Source organism: Tunturiibacter lichenicola, from assembly GCF_051013355.1.
Lineage (GTDB): Bacteria > Acidobacteriota > Terriglobia > Terriglobales > Acidobacteriaceae > Edaphobacter > Edaphobacter lichenicola_F.
In genome coordinates, this window is record NZ_CP132944.1 from 1,394,707 (window position 1) to 1,418,589 (window position 23,883).

Genomic DNA, 23,883 nt, shown 5'->3' on the forward strand with positions numbered 1-23,883 from the left:
CTGAGATCGGTTTAGCGGGAGAACTTTGTATCTCTCTGTCGGTGGTCAGTCAGAGATGTGGTTGCAGAGAAAGTACTTACCTCGCCACCTTCTGGCCTATCTTTATTTTTTCGACTTAAGATGGACCATCGGACCTGGAATACATATCGCGCAGGCATTCGCGTCGAGACTTGCTGCGTCAAGCCTGAGATCACGTGAGCTATTCGATTGTGGTCGTCGGAACCCGAATTGATGCGCGATACAAATCACCGCAATAACGGGAACAGGCAACTTCGATCGGAATCTCTGCAGTTGTCATAATGACCCTTGAAATAGACAGCATGATGGCCCCCTTTGGAATAGACAACAGCTCAGATTCTTCGCGGGTAGCCGGAGAGGCCTCGAGTACCTCGTCAGCCCAAGCCGCACGCACTCCGTATTCGTCGCGGAGCACGGCGTACAAAGAATTTTCTGCGAAACTAATTCTTTCCAAACCGGGATAGTGCTTGAGGGGAACGTGTGATTCTTCAAGCGCCATCGGAGTTCCATTCCCGATACGAAGGCGGCGGATCCGCAAGACCGGAGAAAGTGTGCCGACTCGAAGTTCTTGTGCGAGGCTTGCTGGAGCCTGCAACACAGACTGTTCAAGCAGGCGCGAAGTGGGGATTATGCCACGCCGCTTCATGTCCTCCGTGAATCCGCGGAGGTGCATGATATTTTTTTCAAGTTTCGGCTGCGCGACGTATGTGCCTCTTCCCTTTTGGCTGATTGCATACCCGCTGCTTTTAAGATGATTCAGAGCCTGCCGCGCGGTGATGCGGCTCACCTGGTAAGACCGTGCCAACTCATACTCAGAGGGTAGACAGTCGCCCACCGACAACTCGCCTGCGTGAATCCTGGCAATCAGTGCATGTTGAATCTGGTGATACAGCGGAATAAAGCCGTCTTTATCCAACGATAACGTGCGAGGGAACGATTGGACTTCGGATTTTGCCACAACTTTCCCCTCCATCATTCAATGTGCTTGCGAGCAAGTGTCGGGGTGCGGCACTCGTTGATGCATGAGCTCGCCACTACTGGTAATGCATGCGCCTCGTGGAGGCTAACGTCTTTTCTCTGTCTGAAAGATTAGAAAATGAGTATAGTCGTCCAGACAAGTAATGCTGGAAAATTGTGAGGCAAAAATTGCTTTATAGGGGATAGACCATCACACGTATCTGGATACAGACTCTTGCAATTTGCTTTTTCGGGCTTTTCCCGGTCGCGTGCAAAGGTCAGTTGCATGTTCTGGTCGATCACGTCGGTTACGAGACCCGCTCCACCAAGCAGGCACTGATCCTTGGAACAGAGCAGGACAACCCGCACAAGTTTTCCCTGATTGATACCGTCACGGGCGACGTTGTTATGACTGGAGACCTGACTTCCCATGGCCAAGTAGATGCGTGGGGTGCGCATACTTTCTGGGCTGCGGATTTTTCTTCATGGCAGAAGGCCGGGCACTATACGATTCAAGTGCAATCGCCAGCAGGAGAGATGCGTTCCTGCTCCTTCGATATCGATGACAATCTTCTTGAACGCAGCACGCTTTCAAATGTTGTCTTCTACTTCAAAGGGCAGCGTGCCAGTGGCCTGATCGACCAAGCGGATCGTCGTCTGCCACTGCCTCCGGGGCAGTCCGGCTTTGTAGATGTGCACGGCGGCTGGTATGACGCTACCGGCGATTACGGTATTCATCTCTCACACCAAAACCCGACCTCGTATTTCAATCCTCAACAAGTTCCGCTTGTAGTTTGGAGTTTGCTGAAGAGTTATCGCACACTTGAAGCGCGGCACGATGATGATTTCAGCGAGTATCTGCGGCGAATGCTGGATGAGGGCACCTTTGGCGCAGACTTTCTGGTGCGGATGAAGCGTCCTAATGGCTCTTTCTTTGAAAGCATTACCGCTCCGGGAAAAGATAAGTCGCCGCAGGATCGCGCCATCGGCAATCCGAACTGGCGTACGCAAATCAAAAAGAGTGCGTCAGATTCGACTGAGCATATACAGAATGCTGAGGGACCACACGCTTACGAAGCAAGCTTCCGTGCGGGCGGGGGCATGGCCATCGCAGCATTGGCGCTTGCAAGCACGATGCCGATTGATGGAGATTTCCCTCGCGCCACTTACCTGCTTACCGCGAAAGAAGCGTTCCGGTTTCTGAATGCGCACAACCGTGAACTACTGAACGATGGGAAAGAAAATATACTCGACGACTATTGCGCACTGATGGCGGCTACCGAGTTGTATCGCGCGACGAAAGAGGAGGTCTACAGGTCGGCGGCCAACCGGCGCGCCACAAATCTGATGGCGCGGCTCGCGACTAGTGGAGCGTTTCACGATTACTGGAGAGCTGACGACGGATCGCGGCCTTACTTTCATCCTTCCGATGCCGGCCTTCCCCTTGTCAGTCTGCTTGAATATGAAGAGATTGCGGCGCCTGTTGCGCAGAAGCAAGTGCATATTGTCATAGAGCGTTCACTGCGCTTCGAACTTGCGATGACAAACGAAGTCAACAACCCGTTCGGCTACGCGCGTCAACTTGTGCGCATGGGCGACGGCACGATCCGCAGTGCTTTTTTCTTTCCGCATGACACAGAAGCTGCTCCCTGGTGGCAGGGTGAAAATGCGCGGCTGGCGTCGTTGGCAGCCGCCGCACGTATGGCCGCGCCGCTCTTTGAGAAAGATTCCGCTTTCCATGCGCAACTTGAAGATTATGCGTCGAACCAATTGCATTGGATTCTGGGCAGAAATCCTTTTGATTCGAGCATGCTGATGGGAAGCGGCCATGGCAATGCAGCATACATGTTTTTTCGTTCTTATAAGTACACGAGTGCTCCTGGATCGATCATCAACGGCATTACCGCAGCCATCGACAACGAAGACGGGATCGCTTTCAACGAAGGATTTGCGGTGACTGGCAAGGATGAAGATTGGCGCTGGACGGAGCAGTGGCTTCCACACGCGGCTTGGTATCTATACGCTATCAGCCTTCCACACCCGTGACGCCGTTGTTCCATTACTCCTTGTAGACGAGCCGGGGGCCGCTTACTTGTTTTACCTGGAGATCGACATTTACTTCAACGCGATCGGCGATTTTTACGAACGGAATGCTGCCATCGATGCCATAGTCCTTGCGGTCAAAGGCCATCGTTCCCTTGATCGAGCCCTGGCCGGTTCCTTTGCCCGTAACGGACAGCTTAAGCGTCTCCGGCTTAGAGACTCCTCGTATTGTGAAGTTCCCCTGGACGTCAAAGTCAACCGGACTAGTCTGCACAATCTTCGTTGAGTGAAAGGTAATGAGAGGATCCTGCTCGACGTTGAAGAAGTCTTTGCTCTTCAGCTTATTGTCCTTTACACCGCTTCCGGTGTTGACCGTGGCTGCCTCGATTTTGATGTCCAAGACAGCCGTCGTAACATCCACCGATGAAAACTTTAGCGTAGCGTGCCATTTGTCAAAGTTACCGACAATCGAGACTGAGGATTTCACATAGAACTTAATTGTGCTGTCGGTCGGGGTGGTTTCGAAGACAGGAACCTGTGCGCGACCTGATGTCGGCAGCGTCGCAAGGGCGAGAAGGCAGAGGATGGCTAGTCGCATGTGGATTGAGTTTCAACTTTCCTTCAGCCGGTGTCAATGAGCTTTTCTGTTGTGGGCACGCAGAGTCAATCTCTACCCGACTTCCGTCCGCACCCTATTGTCGATGCGGTTTTATCGACTTGCGCACAAAGCTCAGCCAGAGAAAGGCCAAATTAGGGAAGTTTGGATGGAGGGAATTTTAGCTCTATCCTGCTGCGGTACGGTCTGAGCTTGTATGCTTAGACGCGATTTGTAATCCGCTTAAGGAGCTTCTTTGATGCGTGCATCTACAACCCTCTCGCTTTCCCTCTTACTCTCTTGCCTTCCCTTGATCGCTCAAACACAACTCGCGGCTACGCCGCCGATGGGGTGGAATAGCTGGAACCATTTTGCGGAGCATGTGACTGATGCGGATGTGCGTTCGGCGACTGACTCGCTGGTGAGTACGGGGATGCGCGATGCAGGCTACGTGTATGTAAACGTCGACGACACATGGCAGGGGAAGCGGGATGCGCAGGGTGTGCTGCATCCGAATGAACGGTTTCCGGATATGAAGGCGCTGGGAGACTACATTCACTCAAAGGGGATGAAGTTTGGGATCTATTCTTCACCAGGGGCGCAGACGTGCGGGCACTACGAGGGAAGTCTCGGGTATGAGGAGCAGGATGCGAAGATGTACGCCGGGTGGGGCGTCGATTTTTTAAAGTACGACCTGTGCTCGTTTGGCGAGAACATGCTCAAGGCTGAAGCGGAGCATCCGAGTGATCCGAATGCAGCGAAAAACTTGATGATTGCGGCGTACAAGAAGATGGGTGATGCGCTGAAGGCTACGGGACGGCCTATACTTTATAGCCTTTGTCAGTATGGAGTCGATCAGCCGTGGAAGTGGGGGCCGGAGCTAGGCGCGAATATGTGGCGAACGACGGATGACATCGACGATTCGTATGGGCGGATGATCTCGATCGGGTTTGCGCAGGCGGGGCTGTCGAAGTATGCGGGGCCGGGGCACTGGAACGATCCGGATATGCTCGAGGTTGGAAACGGCAAGATGACCGAGGACGAGTACAAGACACACATGAGCTTGTGGGTGATACTCGCTTCGCCGCTGCTGGCGGGAAATGATCTGACCAAGATGACGGATGCGGATAAGAGCATCCTGATGAACAAAGAAGCCATCGCGATCGATCAGGATTCGCTGGGGAAGCAGGGTGATCGGCTGTACGAGAGTGGAGACCTGGATGTGTGGACCAAGCCGCTGAGCGGTGGACGCGTCGCGGTCGGGCTCTTCAACCGGAGTTGGAGCGTGCGTGACGTGTCTGTGGATTTACGTGAGATTGGCTTCAAGAGTGGCGGGAGTGTGAGAGATGTATGGAAACAGGCGGACCTGGGGCATCGCTCTGGAGTTTTTACTTCGAGGATCCCGAAGCATGGGGTGACTCTGATTATCGTAGGGAAATAAGGCTACCGACCGCTCGCTGCAGCGGAGACAGCTGAATCCGCCGTTCAACTCCATAAGGTGGCAAGCCTGTTATGCACTCGATGCCGTGCTGATTGTCTATTGTGATCTAGAACTTACAATTGATGAAGGCAATACTCCACTGCTACGCATACCACTGCTTTGGACACCGTTCCGCTCTTGCGTAAAAAAAGGACAGAGATTTTCATGGAAATTACGGCGAAGACTGCCGATCGACCGGATCGGATAGCCTGGCATCGCTATTTGCTGGGCTTGGCCCTTGTAGCTGCTGCCACCTACCTTATCTGCATTAGTTCACCGCCTTCGCTGATGGATGACGTCGATGCGGTGCAGGGACAGATCGCGCGCAACATGTTGACCTCGGGCGATTGGGTGACGGCGCGTCTCAATGGCGTGATCTATCTGGAGAAGTCTCCGCTGATGTACTGGCTGATCGCGATCTCATACAAAATCTTCGGAGTGCATGATTGGGCGGCGCGCATCCCGATTGCGCTGTCTTCCATCGGGCTCGCTTTGCTGACAGCGGCCATGGGGAAGTGGGCGTTCGGTAAGAGAGCAGGCTTCTATGCGGGTCTGTGCATCGCTACGTGCGTTGGGCTCTTTCTCTTTACTCGCATTCTTATCCCTGACGTGATGCTGACTGTTTCGATCGCATTCGCGATGTGGGCGTTTTTGCGAGTTCTGGACGATGAAGAGACACACCAGCAACGTTGGGCTTATCTGTTTGCCGCTAGTCTCGGCGTGAGCTTGTTGCTTAAGAGCCTGGTCGGTGTGGTGTTTCCGCTGGCCACTGCGGTCGTCTATCTCTCATTCACTCGTCAGCTCTTTTCGCTCGAGACCTGGAGACGCTTTCGCCCGTTTACGGGAACCGCGATTATGCTGGTGATCGCCGCGCCGTGGCACATTCTGGCTACGATACGAAACCCGCCCTACTTCGCGTTCACAATGCATAGCGGGCCAGGGCAGTATCACGGATTTCTCTGGTTCTACTTCATTAATGAACAACTACTGCGGTTCTTGAACATGCGCTATCCGCGCGACTACAGCACTGTGCCGAGGATCTGGTTCTGGCTCTTCCACTTTATATGGCTCTTTCCCTGGAGCGTGTATCTTCCCGCGGCGACGAGGCTCTCCTATAAGCCGATAGACCGCGCAGGCCGCATGCGGTTGCTTGCAGCTTGCTGGATAGGATTTATCTTAGTTTTCTTTACCTTTTCGAGTACGCAGGAATACTACTCGATGCCTTGTTATCCGGCGCTTGCGTTGTTGCTGGGTTCGGCTATGGCGACGGGTGGGAAGTGGGTGAAGTGGGGGACGCATGTTCTTACTGCAATCGCGGCAGTTTGCGCTGTTGCGGCTGTTGGCATTTTGTTTTACGTTCGTCACGTCCCGACGCCGGGAGATATCTCGGCTGCCCTTTCGCATCAAGCTACCTATAAGTTGAGCCTGGGCCATATGCAGGACCTGACGCTGGAGTCGTTCGCTTATCTGCGTGTTCCGCTTGCGCTGGCTGCGATTGCGTTCTTAGTGGGATTGGCGGGCACGATTCGGGCGCGAAGTCAGCGAGCTATTTGGGCCATGGCGTTGATGATGGTGCTGTTTTATCAAGCGGCGAGATTGGCGCTGATCGCCTTCGATCCGTTCCTCTCCTCACGTCCGCTGGCCAATGCGATTCTGGCTTCACCGCCGGGCGATGTGATCGTTGAGACGCAATATTGGTTGTTGTCTTCGATTCCCTACTACACAGGGCGCTCTGAGCTCCTGTTGAATGGCCGTTGGTTCAACCTGGAGTACGGCTCCAATGCGCCGGGTTCGCCGGATGTGTTTATCAACGACGCTGAGTTTCAGCGCATCTGGCTTACGCCAAAGCGATTTTACCTGGTGACGAAAGAGAAGAATGTACCGCGGCTTGAGCAGTTGGTGGGCGGCGAGCATCTTGATCTGGTGGCGAAGTCAGGAGGCAAGTGCGTCTACACAAACTTGCCTTTGAATACTGCCGCAACTCGGCAGGGATTTTGAACCGCTGTACTTCGATGCTTGCAGGTCGAACTAGGCCGACTGTTCGACCTGCGGGATGAGTTGAGCGATTTGGTAGAACGCGCTCGAAAAGGCATTCTTCATCGCTAACGAGGACTCGATACCACAGGTGCAGCCAGGACATTCGCGCCGAATCATTGCCTCCGCCTGGTGGGTATATGCGTCCGACTCCAGAACCTCGCGAAGGCTGTTTTTTAAGATGTTGCCCACGGGAGGCAATGGATAACATCCGGTCAACACGTCGCCGTTCGAGAGGACAAATACTTGTAGATAACCGAGGACGCATGGCGGTTCTTCCAGGGCATCGTTGCTGTAGTAGCTCCGGATGTAGTCGATCTCGAAGGCAGGACGCTTGATGATGTCGCGGAGAAATTTTTCAATCTCAGCGAGATTGCTTCGATCGGGCCACATTGCCGCGATATCAGCGTTCTGGAGGAAGAACAGATTTCGGCTGAGGATATTGAACTCAAGGTCGGCTCCTACGCCGTGGGCCACCTCTGCTAGTTCGCTGAGTTCCCTGGCAGAGATTCCATTGAGGGTGACGGAAAAAGCAACTCGCTTATTGCGCAGTGCACGAATGCCCTCGAGTGCGGTGTCGAAGTAGCCTTGGATGCCGCGGATACGATCGTTCGTCTCCCGCATACCGTCGATAGATACGTTGATATTGGTAATCGGGGATTCGTTGACCTGCGCAGCAAACTTCTTAAGCAGCAAACCGTTCGTCTGGATAATAATCCGCCTGAAGCTGGAAGTGTTCGACCGCTTGAGGATCTCGAAGAAATCTTTTCTGATGAGCGGCTCGCCGCCAGTAAAACGAAGCGATCGAATTCCCAGAGAGCCGACCTCGTTTACGAGATTGATTGCGCGATCGGTGTCGATGCCGTCTTTCCACCGAGACTTCCAATAGTCGCAACTGATGCATCTGGCCTGACAGTTTTCAGTCAGCTTAACGTGTGCCGCCAATGGCCTGACGTGCGAAGGCAGAAGTTTGTTCGAGTATTGGCTACCGGCCCAAACGCGGGGAAGGTAGAGATTAGGAAGGGGCATCAAATCTCCTCATCAGTTTTACCGCTCGTCAACACCTGATGTACGTACTTGAGCGTTATTGTATCGCTGACCGGGATATTGACGGACTGTATAGGAAGAGATGCAAACAAAAAGCCCGGACTTGTTGTCCGGGCTCTTTGTTTCGGTGATGGTTACAGATTAGGAGACAGCTTCTTCAGTGGCGGCGGCCTTGGCCTGGGCTACGGTCCAGTCGGGTGCGCCTACCTTGAAGCGGGCGAAGCGGCGGACGCTGATGTTCTCGCCGAGCTTTGCGACCTTCGAGGCGATGAGCTGGCCGATGGTCTGCGACGCTTCCTTGATGAAGGGCTGGTCGAGGAGGCAGAACTCTTCGTAGAACTTGGCGAGCTTGCCGGTGAGCATCTTCTCGATGATCTCTGCGGGCTTTCCGGAGGCTGCGGCCTGGGCGCGGTAGACGTCCTTCTCGCGCTCGAGGTCGGCTTCGGTGACATCCTCGCGGCTGACAAAGCGCGGGTCGACGGCAGCGATGTGCATGGCGACGTCGCGGAGCAGTTCCTGGAAGTCATCGGTGCGGGCTACGAAGTCGGACTCGCAGTTGAGCTCGAGGAGAACGCCGATCTTTCCGCCGGCGTGGATGTAGGTTCCCACTGCACCTTCGTTGGTGGTGCGGCTGGCCTTCTTTGCGGCCGACGCCATTCCGCGCTTGCGGAGGACGACGAAGGCATCTTCCATGTCGCCTTTCGCTTCCTGGAGGGCCTTGAGGCAGTCGCCCATGGGGGCACCGGACTTTTCACGGAGTTCTTTGACGAGTTTTGCGTCGATCTTTACGGCAGTTTCAGACATTGTGAGTTTCCTTGGAGTGGCGGTTTCTGCGAAAGGGGCGCGGGCTGGATGCCCGCGCCCCACCAAAATAGCAAGAGGTCGTTACGGCACGGCTAATGCTGTGCGTTTTCCTGACGGCCCCTCGGAACGGGTTCTAGACGGCGGCCTGGGCGGAGATGGACTCGTTCTCAGCTTCGGGCTCGGTCGCGGCTGAAGGCGCCTTGCGGATGTTTCCGCCGAGGACTGCGGCGAGGTCGACGGTCTCGTCTTCGTCGGCAGCAACTGCGACGGGCTCGGCTGCAGCGTGAATCTCGCCGGGCTCGTACTCACCGTCTTCGCCGATGTACTCGGGGGAGACTGCGAGAGGCTGAACGTCAGCGGACTCAGTGGCAAAGGCTTTCTCGGAGACCATCTGGACGCCTTCGTAGGCGGAATCGGCGATCTTCGTGGTGAAGAGGCGGATTGCGCGGAGGGCGTCGTCGTTGCCTGGGATGACGTAGTCGACGACGGTCGGGTCGCAGTTGGTGTCGACGACAGCGACGACCGGGATGCCAAGCTTGCGGGCTTCGGCGACGGCGATGGCTTCGTTGTTGGAGTCAACGACGAAGATGGCGTCCGGAAGGCGCTTCATGGACTTGATACCGGCGAGGTTGGTCGAAAGGTGCTTGCGCTCGCGCTCGAGCTTGATGACTTCCTTCTTGGTGAGGAGCTCGTAACGGCCATCGGTGGACATGTCGTCCAGTTCCTGAAGGCGCTTGACGGACTTCTGGACGGTGATCCAGTTGGTGAGGAGACCACCGAGCCAGCGGCTGTTAATGTAGGGCATGCCGGCGCGGGTTGCTTCTTCCGCGATGGCGTCCTGCGCCTGGCGCTTGGTGCCGACGAAGAGGATAAGCTTGCCGGTGGCGGTGAGGTCGGTGACGAACTTGGACGCCTCTTTGAACATCTTGAGGGTCTTCTGGAGGTCGATGATGTAAATGCCGTTGCGCTCGCCGAAGATGTACTCCTTCATCTTTGGGTTCCAGCGCTTGGTCTGATGCCCGAAGTGAACGCCAGCTTCGAGCAGTTCTTTCATAGTGATGTTTGCCAATGTAGCTCCTTAGTTAAGACAGCCGGACCGGTGCTCCGGTGCCTGGATTGATCCCTCGTGAGGGAGATTTGACTCCTTGCCTCGCGGTGTTTTTGCGAGGGTGTTGCTGAGCGGTGATTCCTTTTCGCCGCTTTGAAACAGGGCCCGTGGTGTTGCGGTGGAAGCCTGGCTGACGCCTCGGCTTCCACCTTGAGAACAAATGCAACAGCAAGTACAAACGCAGATCCCCTTCGGGGATGACAACCAGAAAGCAAGAACAACCGCGATTAGCGCTTGCTGAACTGGAAGCGTGCGCGAGCACCCTTCTGACCGTACTTTTTGCGCTCTTTACCACGCGAGTCGCGGGTAACGAGGCCTTCTGCCTTGAGCGCCTTGCGGAGCTCGGGGTTGAATACCATGAGGGCGCGTGCGATGCCGAGCTTGACTGCGTCGGCCTGGCCCATGACGCCGCCACCCTTTACGGTGGTGATGACGTCGAAGGTCTCGCCGATGTCGGCGATGCCGAGCGACCGCTTGGCGGCTGCGCGCTGTTGAGCGGTGACGAAGTAAACGTCACACTCTTTTTTGTTGACGGTGAATTTGCCGCTGCCTGGACGCAGGAAGACGCGTGCGATCGAGGACTTGCGACGGCCGGTTCCGTAGTATTGAATCAGATCTGCCATGGTGCTCCTTGAACTTTTACCTCAGGGGCTAAAGCCCCGTCGCTTTTGGTTCCGTAGATGTCCGGGCTAAAGCCCGGACCTACCCTAAAACTTTGTGGACAACGCGTATAAAGCCGTGCCCTTATCAAGACGAACGCTTAGCCTTCGAGCGAGTGTGCAGGGTGCGCTGGCACCATGACCTTCGACGTGAGAACCTTGGGCGCGTTGGACGCGTGGAAGTCCATGGCGACGGGCTGCTGAGCAAGGTGCGGATGCTGACTGCCCTTGTAGACCTTGAGCTTGGTGGCCATCTGGCGGCCCATCTTGTTCTTAGGGAGCATTCCCTTGACGGCCTGCTCAACGATGGCTTCGGGGCGACGGGCGAGAAGCTTGATGAAGGACTCTTCGCGGAGACCACCGGGGAAGCCGGTGTAGCGGCGATAGAGCTTCTGGTCAGACTTGAGGCCGGTCAGCACGATCTTTTCGGCATTGATGATAATGACGTGATCGCCCATATCGATGTAGGGGGTGTAGAGGACGTTGAGCTTGCCGGCGAGGATAGAGGCGGCCTGGGTGGCGAGGCGGCCGAGGGTCTTGCCGCTGGCATCGAGCACAAACCACTTGCGCTTAATATCTTTGCCGCTCGGAATCGTGGTGGACATCGTTGAGTTACTCCTTGTTTCTGCCGTCTTCAGTGTTCGGCCTGGTGCATGAAGAAAGTGGTGCCGGTTAGTAGTTCGCTAACAATAACTTCAAAAAGAAGAGCAAACGATCGATTGCGCCAGAGCAGAGCGGCGTGGCGAAGGAAGAGAGCTTCTCTCTCCAAACGCGCGGAAACTTACCGCTTAACCTGGACTACGCACAAACCTATGGGATGGGTGCTTCAGGGCGGCTGTGTTACAAGCTGCTCCCAGTGGATCCACCACGGATGTCCCGGTTGTCTGACTCGCCTGAGAACGATGCTGACACAGACGTACGGACGCGAGACTGCGCGAGATTTAATCTTACTGTCGGTTTGGCGCTTGCGTCAAGGATTGATTGGGGTTGTTTGGGGTGGATTTGGGCTATTCGATAGGGTGGTGGCGGGAGACTCAAGGTCAAGCACGTATATCTGCCCGTCGTCGTAGATATGGCGGCGGGAGCGGGCGAGTTCAGCGTATTGCTGGTGAGAGCGGAGACTGATGGCCTGCTCGCTGTGAATCCACTGGGTACGGCTGGGGTCGTTGAGGATCTGGACGGCTACCTCGTCGAAGATCACGGCGTCGGCGTAGGAGCAAACCAGGTATCGGATGTTATTGGCAAGAAAGTACTTGGCCAGGACCTCGCCGTCTCCGCGGGAGGGCCAGCCGGGAGGCGGACTGGCGGCTCCGGGGAAGTCGGCGATTTTGATGTCGTTGGCGCGATAGTCAAAGAGGAAACTGTTGGTGACACTGGCGATAGCACCGGCATTGGTGGGGATAGAGCGTTGCACGGCAGCGTATTGGTCCACGACGCTGGCGGGGACGATGGGAGTTTCGTGGAAGGCACCTTTGAGGCCGGCGGGAATCTGGTCGAACTCGAAGGTGAACTTCTGGTGCCACGTTGTGATGGCGGTGTAGCCGATAAAGAGGATGGTGACGGCCTGAAGGATGGGCCATTGCCGGGCAGAGGGAGCAGCGTTACGGCGACGGCTGAAGACGATGTAGAGGAGAAGCATCGCGGGGATGATGCAGGGGTAGTTGTAGCGGCGCACGGAGTCACCTCCGGTGCTGATACCGACGAGCAGAGTTGCCACGAGGCCAGCTACGGAGAGGGCGAGAATGGCTTCACCTTGCTCATCACGGTCGCCCAGGAACCATTCGAGGGCAACGAGAAGAACGAGGGGGGAGCAGAAAGGGATGACCTTGTGCAGGATGACGGAGATTCCTGCTCCCGAGGGCGCTGGGTACAGGCCGTAGGCGCTGTATTGGTAGCCTTTGCCCAGCAGGGGGTAGAACCAGGTGCCGGAGGTGAAGTGACTGGCGACCATCCAGGGAGCCATAACGATGAAGCAGGCTATCGCACCGAGGAGGAGTGTCTTTATGCCAGCGGGCAGACCGCGGCGTCTCGCATGGATGATGGCGACGCAGAGGACGAAGATGACTCCGTGAGGGAGATATGTGGATTTGGTGGTCGCGATGACTCCGGTGACCGCGCCGAGGAGGAGTGCCTGCAGGGCTGCGTTTTCGGTAGATAGTTTGCGGTGGGCCGCGAGGTAGACCAGAGCGAAGAAGAGAGCGCTGGGCAGGAGAACAAAGGTGAGGTTGAACTGAAGTTGCGGGGTGAAAAAGACGAGGAAGGCGAAGATGGCTTGCTGGGTTCGCGTCAGACGAAATTCAATGGACAGGGCATAGGCAAGAAAAGCCAGGAGAATGAGCCCGAGAGCGCGATCGGCCATCTGTAACGCCGTAAGGGGAAGGACGGCGAGCACCAGGTCTTGCAGGAAGTAGTTGCCGCCGATGCTGGACATGATGCGGCGCTCGCTGAAGGGGTCAGCGGCATAGTGGTGGAGCTGGAGCATCTTCTGCGGTGTGCCGAGGTAAAAGTTATAGTCGTCTCCCGCCTGATAGCCGCCGGAGTGTACCGTCGCACTGAGTCGCACCGCGAAGATGACGGTCGCGATCAGCAGAATGCCGGTGGCAACGGTTGAGGAAGATGTGGGCTGCGGGGCAGCTTCGATCTGAGAGTCGGTCTCGATGAAAGTAACTCGAAGGAAGATTGCGGCCAGTACGCCGAGCACCGTTAGACCGACGAGGACGGAAGCCGTAATCGCCTGAAGAAGATTGAGGCAACCACCGAGAAAGATAACGACACCGAAGCCGCTGGTAGCCGCAAGCGAAATGGACGGGCGACGGACTTTGAAGAGGCGCAGGAGGAGAGCTCCGTAGCCTGCGATCGAGACAAATAAGAGGGCGCACCAGAGAAGGGCCTCAATAAAGTGCAGGAGTGCAGCTGGGGTCATTCCATGTCCTCTGCGAATGTGGGGTTGGAGCGCTGCGCTCTCGGGCTGAGTTCATCCGGAGGAGACAGGGTGATGAGTTCGAGGGCCTTCCACGTGGTGAGAGCGATCAATGAGGTCATGAAAGGGGGTGGCCGGGCGCGGCGTTTTTAGATTACACCAGGGTAACGCCTGGCATTGAAGGTCGCCATGGCGTGCTGGTGGAGAGGCAGTTCACGTGGATGGAACGGATGGAATAGATAACAGTTCCGATTGGGGGAGACTCTTTCGAGTCGCGGTAAGGCGACGGCCGAGGAGCATTGCAGGGTGCTCGATGAGTCGATAGAAGATCTCTGTGACGAAGAGGGTGATAGCGAGAACTAAGGCTCCCAGATATGGGAGATAGATGCGGCAGACTCTTATGAGTAGAAAAGGCCCATAGCTTAGGCTGCTTCTCTTTTTTGTAGGGGAGAGTGAGGACAAAACCGCTGAGTAGAAAGAAGCTGAGTAGAAATAAAAAGATGACAGCCTGGTGTCCGGCGATGAGCAGCCGGAGGGGCGTGCGTATCAGTACGTGGGTGATGCGCTCCGGACAGATTCGGGAGAAATGATGAAAGACGACTGTGAACGCGGCCACCCCGCGCGATGAATCGAGTTCGTAGAATGGCGAGGCTCAGCCTCGTTACGCGGTTCTATCTCTTGAGGCATGGCCACTTGAGTATAGCTTTGGGGGTTCGTGCGTCGATCCGAAGCTTTCGTGTTTGAGCTTGGATGACGCTAAGTCGCTGTCGCAGATTGGGATTGGATTCTCTGGTGCCGCATGTCTTTGAAGGTGAGATGGCTTCTGATATACAAGGTGATGACGGAAGGATAGTTACCACTGCGTTACTTAAGCAATGCAGAGAACGTTCTTGACATCGCTCAAGCTGCTTCGCATTCACCAGATGCCGACCTCAACTTTTTGAAGAGAGTTTATGCAAATCATTGACCATAGCAGCGACGCTTTTCAGATGACTGTAGAAAACCCAGCAATGCGCGCCTATTTGCAACGCTACCCCTTTCTCATAGGTCCCGACAAAGCAATGAACGAGCTTGCCCGAAAAGCGATCTTCGACGGACTGGCCTCGCGGAACCGTGTTGCTACGCCAACGACAGTACGCAGGCTTCAGCCTGAAGAGACGCGACTGACGGCAGAGCAGATGGATCGTCTTCTCAAAATTATGGATGAGTCGCAGGTACCCCAGGCGGTTCGGGCCGAGATGATCGACGACTATGCCTGGGAAGCCAACCTGGTGCCGCTCGAAACGAAGAGCGCCCTCGTTCTTGGGTGCGCCGACGGAACGGAATTAATGTTTTTGCGCGCTGTGCTTCCAGATGCAAAGATTACGGCGCTCGACTATCAGGACGAAATTCCTCCTGCGCGCAAGCGGGCGATCGACGTTCGGTTTCTTCAAGGGGACATGAACGCCCTAATAGCTGGTTTCGGGCAGGAGTTTGATCTGGTCTCGTCCAACCACACCCTGGAGCACCTTTACACGCCGAATGAGGTTCTGACCACGCTTGCCGGCCTTCTGCAGCCGCATGGGGCGTTAATCTCCACGCTCCCCATGGATGCTATGGAGGGAAGCCCGTTTCTGAGCAAGGTGAAGCAGGCGGCCAAGAGAAAGACGATACACCCGCTGGATGTTGTCTATCTGGATGCCGGACATCCGTGGAAGACCAACCCTGTCGATCTGGACGTAACCTTGCAGGAGGCCGGATTTGAGCGGCCTCAACTCTACCAGCGGCAGGAGCATCTGTCGCGCTATGCGAACTTTGGAGAGACGAGATTCAAGGCTCAATTTGCGTTTGGAAGGGTGTTGCATGCACTCTTTTTTGGCTTGCCGCGCACCGTTGCGAAGGCGGTGTTGGCGGGAACTCCGCAGAGACTGTTTGGCAGAGGTTTGCTGGCAGCGGAACGCCGAGTATGGTTCGGCTCAAACATGTTGAAGAATCTCTACACACAGGAAGCTTGCGTTTTGGCTCGGAAGAACTCCTCCGCAACGTAGGTGTTCGCACCTGCCCTTTGAAGGTTAGTGTTCCAGTTGAATCTGGCTGGGCTGCTGGCCGAAGTTCGTCTGAAGCAGGCGGGGGATGATGGGTTTGCGGCGGTGGCGCGGTGGCGTGCCCGGGATGGCCGGGTCGAGGCGATAGAGGATAAGCAGGTTGCGCTCAGGATCGTCCATGGCGGGAAATGCGGCGACGCGCTGGAGATGGTACATGGGTGTGAGGGCGTCCATCTTGTCGTCATCGACCTGGTTCCACGCGACGTACCAGCCGGGATGGTAAGCCTGAACCCGGACGGCGAGGTCCATGGTGCCGAAGTCGTCGCAGATTGAGGGAAGACCGGTCATGAGAGACAGATTGGAGCCGCTGATGGAGAGGATGAGGGGATTGTGTCTGCGGTCGGCAGCGACGATTTGGTGAATCTGGGCGGCAGCAGAGGTGAAGGTGTAGTCGGGGTTTCGGACGTAGTGGAGCGTCTGGCGGGCGTCAGCGACGATGAGGACGGTAAGGACGACTGTGATGCTGGCGCCGGCGAGGCCGCGGAGTGGGTTTCGGACCGAATTGCCTGGACGGATGGTGAACGGTTCCCAAAGGCTTGAAAAGACGACCGGAATCAGGAGGGTGAGAGGGATTGCGATAACGAGGTAGTACCGCGGCTGGAGGTTGTTGTGGTAGGCGAGGAATGCGGCGTATCCAGCGGCCCAGAGTAGAAGCGCAGGGATCAGAGGGTTGCGCAGGAGGCGGGGTCGAAGGAACAGGGCGGAGGCCGCAGCCAGGAGACCGAGTGGGTAGAGGATATTGCCGATCCACAGGCCGTCGGCGATGGTATCGCCCAGAACGCTTAGAGCCGTGGATGGTGTCACTCCGGTGTAGCCGTTGGCGCTGAAGAGGTAGCGGTAGTCGTCTAAGAAGTGAGGACGGACGATAAAACCATAGTAAGCAAGCCAAATAACTGCGGCGAGAGCGACTACTGGAATGCCAACGTGCAGGAAGGGGCGGAGGCGGTATCCGGCACGGGCCCATAGTATCCATGCGATTGCCGGAAGGAGAAAGACAGCCGTGGTTTTGGTTAGGACCATGAGGGGAAGAATCAGACCCAAAGCGAGGATTGGGGCGATTTGCCCTAGGCTGGCTCTGATGGGGATGGCGATTCCCTGCCCCGGTGTGACGTAAGAAGCAACCAGAAGGGCAAGAAGAGTGAAGAGGACAAGGAGCGGCTCCAGGATGGCCAGACGGGTGAAGGCATAGCAGAAGGGGCTGACCGCGAGTAGGAGGACGGCGATGGCGGGGGCAAGGGTGGTTTTGTTGTTTCTGTTGTCTAGATCTGGATTGGAGAGATTTTGCCAGCGACGCAGTAAGAGGTAGGACGTCGCGAGAATCAATCCAAAGATGGCTACCGTGAGAGCCCGGGCAGCAACGAGGTTGACGCCGGTGAAACGAAAGAGCGCGGCCTCGAGGAGGGGCCAGACGGGCAGGGCGGCTGCGGGGTTGAAGTCGCCGGGTACGTACCAATAACCGCGCTGGAAGTGGCGGATGGCGCCATCACCATACCAGCCCTCATCGGTGTACTTGGCCCAGTCCATCCAGGGAGAGTGGTTCGGAAAGTCGGCGTTGAGATGGAAGGCATGCAGGATGAAGAAGATGGAGGCGAGCAGGAGCAGGGCGGCTTCGATGACCTGGAGAGTTCGGGACGAGTTGGGGCGCTGCTGATTCATAAGTACGGACGGTTAAACGCAAGTGTGCGGTAAGAGTTCAGGGTATTACAGAAATAATATTGAGGGTGCAAAGAATTGCGTATGACCAGGGTTACCGTGGGCTTTGATGGACGAGATCGAATGCTATTCTTCCTCTCAGACCCCCAGTGGAGATGAGAACGGATGGCGCAGGACCCGAAGAAGATCACCAGTATTTTGCTTGTTGTTATTGTTTTGACGGTGGGCTGGTTGGACTACTGGAGCAATAGTCAAGCATCTTATCGAGATCCGCGCATGTGGATGGATGTAGTCGAGGGGACGGCCCATGCGCCGGCCCAATATCGGCTCGGCGTAATCGATACGGCATACTTTCTGACTCGACACACGCATCTCGGGCTTCGGCATACGCTGACTTTGCTGGATGTGATTGCAGCGTTTATTGCCGTCTTCGTCTTGTTTATGATGCTGCGGCGATCGGCGGTGTATCGTGAGGCGGGAACTGCTGGGCAATGGTTTGGAGCGGCTGGGTTTGTCATCCTCGTTCAGTTTTATCTGGCATGGCTTCTGTGGTATCAGCGGCCAGAGACTCTCGCTACGGCGGCGATTCTGGCGCTGGCGCTGATGCTGCTGACGGTGCCTTTGGGCAGAGGTGCGGGAGTAGCTGTAATTGGTTTTTTGATCCTGGCGGCGGCGCAGGCTTTTGTCAGGGCGGATGTCGGATTTGCGCTGCATTTAGGAATTCTATTGGTATGTCTAACGCCGATAGGGCGCGGGTTTGCCCTCTCACGCAGAGTGCAGGTTAGTACCAGCCTGGTTGCGTTGTTGATCGTGATGGGCATTCAGTTTTGGCTGATGCGACGAGCGTTTCCGCATGCGGACTATGGTGGTACGAAAGTAGTTCAATTGCTTGTTAATTTGACTTCGCCTCGGTTGTGGATGCCTTTTTTGTTGTTTATCGGACCGTTTGCCTGGACGCTGTGGAAGGTAGTGAAGCGGCGGTACCTGGCGGATCCTGCTGACGCGGCAATGCTCGTGGGGGCTGTGATTTTTTCAGGGATGTGGCTGGTTGTGGGGCTGATGGCGGAGGTGCGAATTTTTATGCCGTTCGCGCTGGCGCTGACTCCACTAACGACACAGATTGTGATGCAGCAGTTTTTGCCGATCGAGTTGAGAGGTACGCCTAAAAGCTCGCTTTCGTAGCAAGTGGGTGCCGGTGTGGAGATGATGGTCGACCGCAGTCTTCCGACAGCATCCTTGGGTGGATCTGTTCCAGTCGCAGACTTCGTGTTAGCGCCAATTCTTTTTGCGTGAATGTGAATTAATCAGAGACAGACACGCTGAACCATCAGGCAGGGCTTTCCCTGGATGCAGTCGCCGGATTCACGATAAGCAGTTGCTCTACTCTGTTCACTCTGGCGCGAAATGAGATGCTTTCAGCTTACTGAAAGGCAGTTTCTACTCGTAAGAGAGGGCGTCGATGGGGTCTTTGCTGGCGGCCTTGAGTGCCGGGTAGAGTGCGCCGAGAAGAGCTCCGACGAAGGCGATCAGGATGGCTTTCCAGACGTACGGTACGTTGATGACGAAGTCGAGCGTTGGGAAGCGAGCCTCCAGGGCGGCGCTGAGGGCAAAGCTGGCGATGACGCCAGCGGCGATGCCGACCGCGGCGAGTACACCGGTCTCGCGGAGAACGATGCCGACTATGTAGGCGCGGGATGCGCCCATCGATTTAAGAATGCCGATTTCGCGGGTGCGCTCCATGACGGCCGTGTACATGGACTGAAAGATGACGAGGAATCCGATGATGACGGCGATCCCGATGACGACGCGGAGGCCGATGTTGAAGCCGGGGAGTCGATCGGGTGAGATGGAGGACAGATATTCTTCGGCAGTGGCTACGTTGTAGTCGCTCATGCCGGGGGTTGCGAGGATGGCCTTGCGGACCTGATCCTGATATTTAGGCTGATCTTCTGTTCTCAGATAGAACATGGTCGCCTTGCCCTCGGTTCCGGTGATCTGTCCCATGGTTTCGATGGGCAGGAACTTGCGTCCACCTTTGCCGTGCTCGACGATGCCGCAGATGCGGAAGGGGTGATTGAGAACGGTAATGGTGTCGCCAATTTTTTTGCCGGCTGCGGCGTAGTCGTCGAGGATGATGTCGAATGGGTGCTGGAAGGGGCCGCCGGAGATGAAGGTGAAGGGCAGAAGACCGTTGAAGGTCTTGTAGTCGATGCCGTAGATGCTGTCGAGTGAGCTGGTGATCTGGACGTTGACCGGTGCGGAGACGACCACGTGTGGTACCTGAGCGATGATGTCGGCCACCTTGATGGAAGCACCGGCAGGGCTCATTCCAATGAAGTTATTGATAGTGCTGGGGCGGACGAACATGTCCATGCCAATGCCGTTTTGACGAGTCTTGAAGCCGTCGAGCTTGCCCATAAGGATGGCAGTGATGGACAGAATCATGATGACTTCGATGGCGATGGCGAGACAGCTGATAAGAGAGCGCAGGGGACGATGGACGAGATTGCCGACTACCAGTTTGTTCATGCTGTATCCAGTGTATGGGACAGGGTAGGAAAAACCCACTGGCCGTCAGGCCCGATGGGCACTGATGGCCGGTAATTCGCGGCTGGGTAGTGGGGTTTCACGTTACGGCCAGGCACTCCGACTCATCAGCCTTCGGACGGTTCCTCGACGAGTCGCGGTCTGGGAACGCTTCGAATGCGCGGAGCCGTGCGCAACACGATGCCTTCGGGACCGATCAAGAAGGTTCCAACGACCGGTGCGACATAAGCACCTATGATGGCAGCGAAGACGACGCCGACTGCGGAGAAGAAGATCATATAGATGATTGCGTTAATGTCGGCTTCCGGAGCGGCATGGCTGTAAAGCACAAGCATAATGAGACCCCATGGAGACTTGCGGGTATCTCCGCAGAGTGAATCGAAGACGGTGAAGAGGAGAAACCACAGGGCAGGCGCAAGCAAAAAGACACCAAACCATCCCAGGAGGTGATAGGCAATGGCGGTAGACGAGAAAGAAACGCCTGTACTTTCGTCCCCCTCAGCCAACAGACCGACCTCGTGGGCGTAGACGTTTCCGGATAAAATCGCCGGCTTATTGGGCCAGATGAAGTGCGGGACGATATTCTCGAAGCTTTGGATAACAGGGTAACCGCCAAACGTGCCAAATAGCTGGGTGTGATTGATGATTGCATCATCAATGGACAGCATCTGGAGACGATCGAAGAAGCCTTCCGGATTATTGTAGTATCCCTGAATCCGATCATCAGTAGCTACCTGCGCAGTCTCAAAATAATCCTGTCGCACTTCTCCAAGGTTGGACAGGAGCGAGAGCGAGGTTTGGAAGTTGACCTCGCCGCTATCTTCTTTAAATCCCCTTCCGTATTGGGAGTAGGGAACCAGGTAATAGAAAATTAAGAATGTAACGATGACGCCGCCAACCAACTGCGAACGGGACATGTTGAAACGCTGCGAGGCAGCGGCCAGTAGCCAACATACGAATGGCGCGATCATGGACTCTTTGGAGTATCCAAGAATTCCGTTCGTGAACAAGAACGCGCCGGAGATCAGGACTGGAACGTTGGTGCTGTGAGTTCCTCCGCTGCGGCGGATTGTGTTGAGGACGCCTAGAAAGATCGCCAGGGGTAAAAAGTGATTGAGTTGATTGAGAGCGCTGAGAACAGTACCGTTACCGCTAGGGAGAGCATAGAAGCCAACGTAAATGAGAATCCCGAAGACCATACTGCCGACGGTCGCTGTCTGCATGTTGGCGTCGGTGACCATCTTCCCAAGAAGGGCCTGTCTGGGAACAACCTTCCCGCTAAGGTAGGCAGCAAGCAGCATCATGCACATGCCGGAGAGATAGACGACCATTGTCAGGATAGGCGACTGCAAATTTGAGTCCGCGGGCTCGCCGAGATAGGCCTTCACGCACAGGCCAAGGATGACTCCGAGGACGGAGTTGAAAAAGATGAACGATCCTGTGGTGCGGGTAAAGCCGCCCGCCACATTAAAAGCAATTGCTGAGACGACGATATAAAAGAAACATAATAGGCTGAAGGTGGAATCAGTTCCCTGGAGCTGCTGGATGACGCAAAGACTCGCCGCAAAATAAAAGACGGGGACCAGCGGAACTTTTTCCGGAAAAGGAAGGCGCATTCGTTGTCTTTGTTACAGATGGAACCAGTTCTAATACCGGTTGACGTTACGTAGGGTGCTCGACAGGGTAGTCAGCTATTTCTCAAGCAATATCTCACGACGAGAATCCGCGGAAGTCAGCGTTCGGGAGGCCGTCCGTGTGGAGCGATCTCCCTGCCAAAGTATACCGGACGTCTCAGGGAAGATCCGACGAGACCTTTGGGCAATCTTGCCTGCCCCATGCGTAACCAATCTGGTTCCAATCCGGGGATGGAGACATTACCCAAAAGTGGCTTTGACTTTGATAATTCAGACGTTCTATTCTTCGATTCAAGCTGGCGTGCAGCGGACCGTTGGTCCGTGCCGATGGGTGACCGGAGCGAATGGAACGTTTCTGCGACGAACTGCGATGGGAGCGAGAACGACGTAAGGTCTCTCTTGAGAGGATCTGCGAGGAGACGAAAGTCTCGTCCCGTCATCTTCTTGCGTTAGAGGCAGGCGAGTACGGCGCGCTGCCCGGAGGCGTGTTTCGAAAGGGAATCGTCCGGAGTTATCTGGGAGCATTAGGCCTGGACGAGGGTCCCTGGATAGAGCGCTTTGAGAAAAGCTTGCAAGAGAGCGGCGCAAACGGCCCAGAAGTGGCTGACTGGACCGAATTTGCAGAAAATGTACGGAGAAACAGGGGCGGCAGCGAGTCTAAGTCTGGGATGCGGTGGATGGGCGTCGCAGGAATGCTTACGTCTTTGGGTGTTCTAGGTTGGGTGGTCTGGAAGTTCGCACTGCACGGTCATTTGCTTCCATAGAACTCGGTCGTATCAAGGATGTTGAAAGTTCGATAGCAGCAAACAATCACATCGAAGCATCTTCCTACCACTTTATTTTCAGAAGTTTACGGAAGACTTGGGCTTTTGCGCCCGGAATAAAAGGACTACCAGAGACACCAATCCAAGGTGTTGCCGTTCGCTGCGATATTTAGCGGTTCGAGGGCCGGGTGGCGCGGATGGCTGCCGATTTTTGGCAATGGAATGACATCCTGCGTAAAATGGAGAAGTTATTTAGCAGGACAGGCTCCACCTGTCTGAATGCTCTGGAGGATATCTTTTGGCGACACGCGACCGTTTTCTGTTTACCAGTGAATCTGTAACCGAAGGGCATCCCGACAAGATTGCCGACCAGATCTCCGATGCGATTCTGGATGCCTGCCTGGCGCAGGATCCGTATAGCCGCGTGGCTTGCGAGACGTTGACCTGCACTGGACTGGTGGTCATCGCCGGCGAGATTACGACGAAGGCCTATGTGGACTTCCAGAGCCTTGTCCGCGGGACCGTTGCCGCGATCGGGTACGACAATGCACTGTATGGCTTCGATTCGAACACGTGCGCTGTGATCTCGACGATCAACAAGCAGTCCGGCGATATCGCCATGGGCGTGGATACGGGCGGGGCGGGCGACCAGGGCATGATGTTCGGTTATGCGACGAACGAGACCCCAGAGCTGATGCCGACACCGATCTCACTGGCGCACAAACTGGCGCACAAGCTGAGCGAGGTTCGCAAGAATGGGCTGATGGCGTACCTGCGGCCGGATGGCAAGAGCCAGGTGACCGTGGAGTATGACGCGAATCACAAGCCGAAGCGGGTGGATGCGGTCGTGATTTCGACCCAGCATGCCGAGAATGTCGGGAACGAGGAGCTGCGTGCCGACATCCTGAAGAACGTAATTCAGGCTGTAATCCCGGCGGAGCTGCTTGACCATGACACGAAGTACCATATCAATCCGACGGGCCGCTTTGTGGTCGGCGGACCGATGGGCGATACGGGATTGACGGGCCGGAAGATCATCGTCGATACGTATGGCGGCATGGGCCGGCATGGTGGCGGAGCGTTCAGCGGTAAGGATGCAACCAAGGTGGACCGTTCGGCTGCTTATATGGCGCGGTATGTGGCGAAGAATATCGTTGCGGCTGGACTGGCCGACCGTTGCGAGGTGCAGTTGGCCTACGCGATTGGTGTTGCTGAACCGGTTAGCGTGCTGGTGGATACCTTTGGAACGGGCAAGGTGGATGAGTCCAAGCTCGAGGATCTGGTGAGGAAGAACTTCTCGCTGACGCCGAAGGGCATCATCGAAGGTCTCGATCTGCGCAAGCCGATCTTTAAGGCGACAGCAGCGTATGGTCACTTCGGTCGTAAGGGCGATAGCTTCACGTGGGAGAAGACCGACAAGGCTGCTGCTCTCGCGGAGCAGGCCGGGGTCAAGCAGAGCGCGTCCAAGTAATTCTTTTCAATTGAATCGGGAGATGGGCAGACTTTTCGGGTCTGCCCATCTTTTTGTTGGCCGGC

19 protein-coding genes are annotated in these 23,883 nt (G+C 55.8%); 7 read left to right on the forward strand and 12 right to left on the reverse strand.

Going from position 1 to position 23,883, the window contains the following annotated elements; genetic code table 11:
• Positions 1 to 199: 199 nt before the first annotated feature.
• Positions 200 to 976 carry a GntR family transcriptional regulator gene (locus tag RBB82_RS06030; RefSeq protein WP_433974208.1) on the reverse strand — a complete coding sequence of 259 codons (777 nt, stop codon included), beginning with the start codon at positions 974 to 976 and terminating at the stop codon, positions 200 to 202.
• A gap of 281 nt (positions 977 to 1,257) precedes the next feature.
• On the opposite strand from RBB82_RS06030, the gene RBB82_RS06035 reads away from it, so the two are divergent.
• Positions 1,258 to 3,021 carry a glycoside hydrolase family 9 protein gene (locus RBB82_RS06035; RefSeq protein WP_433974209.1) on the forward strand — a complete coding sequence of 588 codons (1,764 nt, stop codon included), beginning with the start codon at positions 1,258 to 1,260 and terminating at the stop codon, positions 3,019 to 3,021.
• A 13-nt stretch (positions 3,022 to 3,034) separates the two neighbouring features.
• Here the strand turns inward: RBB82_RS06035 and RBB82_RS06040 are convergent, their stop codons facing one another.
• Positions 3,035 to 3,616 carry a YceI family protein gene (locus RBB82_RS06040; RefSeq protein ID WP_433974210.1) on the reverse strand — a complete coding sequence of 194 codons (582 nt, stop codon included), beginning with the start codon at positions 3,614 to 3,616 and terminating at the stop codon, positions 3,035 to 3,037.
• 256 nt (positions 3,617 to 3,872) lie between these two features.
• On the opposite strand from RBB82_RS06040, the gene RBB82_RS06045 reads away from it, so the two are divergent.
• Positions 3,873 to 5,054 (forward strand): glycoside hydrolase family 27 protein, encoded by a 1,182-nt coding sequence (locus RBB82_RS06045; RefSeq protein ID WP_433974211.1) that lies wholly within the window; start codon positions 3,873 to 3,875, stop codon positions 5,052 to 5,054.
• 204 nt (positions 5,055 to 5,258) lie between these two features.
• Positions 5,259 to 7,091 carry a glycosyltransferase family 39 protein gene (locus tag RBB82_RS06050; protein WP_433974212.1) on the forward strand — a complete coding sequence of 611 codons (1,833 nt, stop codon included), beginning with the start codon at positions 5,259 to 5,261 and terminating at the stop codon, positions 7,089 to 7,091.
• 30 nt (positions 7,092 to 7,121) lie between these two features.
• On the opposite strand, the gene RBB82_RS06055 is transcribed toward RBB82_RS06050, so the two are convergent.
• From RBB82_RS06055 to RBB82_RS06085, 7 genes are all read right to left on the reverse strand, one after another.
• On the reverse strand, positions 7,122 to 8,156 hold the full coding sequence (locus RBB82_RS06055) for a radical SAM protein (RefSeq protein ID WP_433974213.1): 1,035 nt from the start codon (positions 8,154 to 8,156) through the stop codon (positions 7,122 to 7,124).
• A gap of 159 nt (positions 8,157 to 8,315) precedes the next feature.
• A complete protein-coding gene (locus RBB82_RS06060) occupies positions 8,316 to 8,978 on the reverse strand; it encodes a translation elongation factor Ts (RefSeq protein WP_433974214.1) in 663 nt (220 codons plus the stop codon).
• A gap of 133 nt (positions 8,979 to 9,111) precedes the next feature.
• The gene (gene rpsB, locus RBB82_RS06065; RefSeq protein ID WP_433974215.1) at positions 9,112 to 10,047 is read right to left on the reverse strand and encodes a 30S ribosomal protein S2; all 936 of its coding nucleotides are present in this window, start codon (positions 10,045 to 10,047) and stop codon (positions 9,112 to 9,114) included.
• A 266-nt stretch (positions 10,048 to 10,313) separates the two neighbouring features.
• Positions 10,314 to 10,709: a 30S ribosomal protein S9 gene (gene rpsI, locus RBB82_RS06070; RefSeq protein ID WP_020712730.1), complete on the reverse strand. Its 396-nt coding sequence runs from the start codon at positions 10,707 to 10,709 to the stop codon at positions 10,314 to 10,316.
• 137 nt (positions 10,710 to 10,846) lie between these two features.
• Positions 10,847 to 11,350, reverse strand: a complete 504-nt coding sequence (gene rplM / locus RBB82_RS06075; RefSeq protein ID WP_433974216.1) for a 50S ribosomal protein L13 — start codon at positions 11,348 to 11,350, stop codon at positions 10,847 to 10,849.
• A gap of 365 nt (positions 11,351 to 11,715) precedes the next feature.
• On the reverse strand, positions 11,716 to 13,668 hold the full coding sequence (locus tag RBB82_RS06080) for a hypothetical protein (protein WP_433974217.1): 1,953 nt from the start codon (positions 13,666 to 13,668) through the stop codon (positions 11,716 to 11,718).
• Entirely contained in the window at positions 13,665 to 13,787 is a 123-nt protein-coding gene (locus RBB82_RS06085; protein ID WP_433974218.1) for a hypothetical protein, read from the reverse strand. The genes RBB82_RS06080 and RBB82_RS06085 overlap by 4 nt, the downstream gene beginning before the upstream one ends.
• 831 nt (positions 13,788 to 14,618) lie before the next feature.
• Between RBB82_RS06085 and RBB82_RS06090 the strand changes: the two genes are divergently transcribed.
• Complete coding sequence (locus RBB82_RS06090) at positions 14,619 to 15,692, forward strand: class I SAM-dependent methyltransferase (RefSeq protein ID WP_433974219.1); 1,074 nt, start codon at positions 14,619 to 14,621, stop codon at positions 15,690 to 15,692.
• A 24-nt stretch (positions 15,693 to 15,716) separates the two neighbouring features.
• Here the strand turns inward: RBB82_RS06090 and RBB82_RS06095 are convergent, their stop codons facing one another.
• Positions 15,717 to 17,405 (reverse strand): ArnT family glycosyltransferase, encoded by a 1,689-nt coding sequence (locus RBB82_RS06095; RefSeq protein ID WP_433974220.1) that lies wholly within the window; start codon positions 17,403 to 17,405, stop codon positions 15,717 to 15,719.
• A gap of 162 nt (positions 17,406 to 17,567) precedes the next feature.
• Between RBB82_RS06095 and RBB82_RS06100 the strand changes: the two genes are divergently transcribed.
• A complete protein-coding gene (locus tag RBB82_RS06100) occupies positions 17,568 to 18,584 on the forward strand; it encodes a hypothetical protein (protein ID WP_433974221.1) in 1,017 nt (338 codons plus the stop codon).
• A gap of 255 nt (positions 18,585 to 18,839) precedes the next feature.
• Here RBB82_RS06100 and RBB82_RS06105 read toward each other — a convergent pair whose 3' ends face one another.
• Positions 18,840 to 19,931 carry an ABC transporter permease gene (locus tag RBB82_RS06105; protein ID WP_433974222.1) on the reverse strand — a complete coding sequence of 364 codons (1,092 nt, stop codon included), beginning with the start codon at positions 19,929 to 19,931 and terminating at the stop codon, positions 18,840 to 18,842.
• Positions 19,932 to 20,056: 125 nt separating this feature from the next.
• Positions 20,057 to 21,565, reverse strand: coding sequence for a hypothetical protein (locus RBB82_RS06110; protein ID WP_433974223.1), 1,509 nt, complete (start codon positions 21,563 to 21,565; stop codon positions 20,057 to 20,059).
• A gap of 362 nt (positions 21,566 to 21,927) precedes the next feature.
• On the opposite strand from RBB82_RS06110, the gene RBB82_RS06115 reads away from it, so the two are divergent.
• Complete coding sequence (locus tag RBB82_RS06115; protein WP_433974224.1) at positions 21,928 to 22,347, forward strand: helix-turn-helix domain-containing protein; 420 nt, start codon at positions 21,928 to 21,930, stop codon at positions 22,345 to 22,347.
• Between the two features lie 298 nt (positions 22,348 to 22,645).
• A complete protein-coding gene (metK, locus tag RBB82_RS06120) occupies positions 22,646 to 23,818 on the forward strand; it encodes a methionine adenosyltransferase (RefSeq protein WP_433974225.1) in 1,173 nt (390 codons plus the stop codon).
• The last annotated feature ends 65 nt before the right edge of the window (positions 23,819 to 23,883 follow it).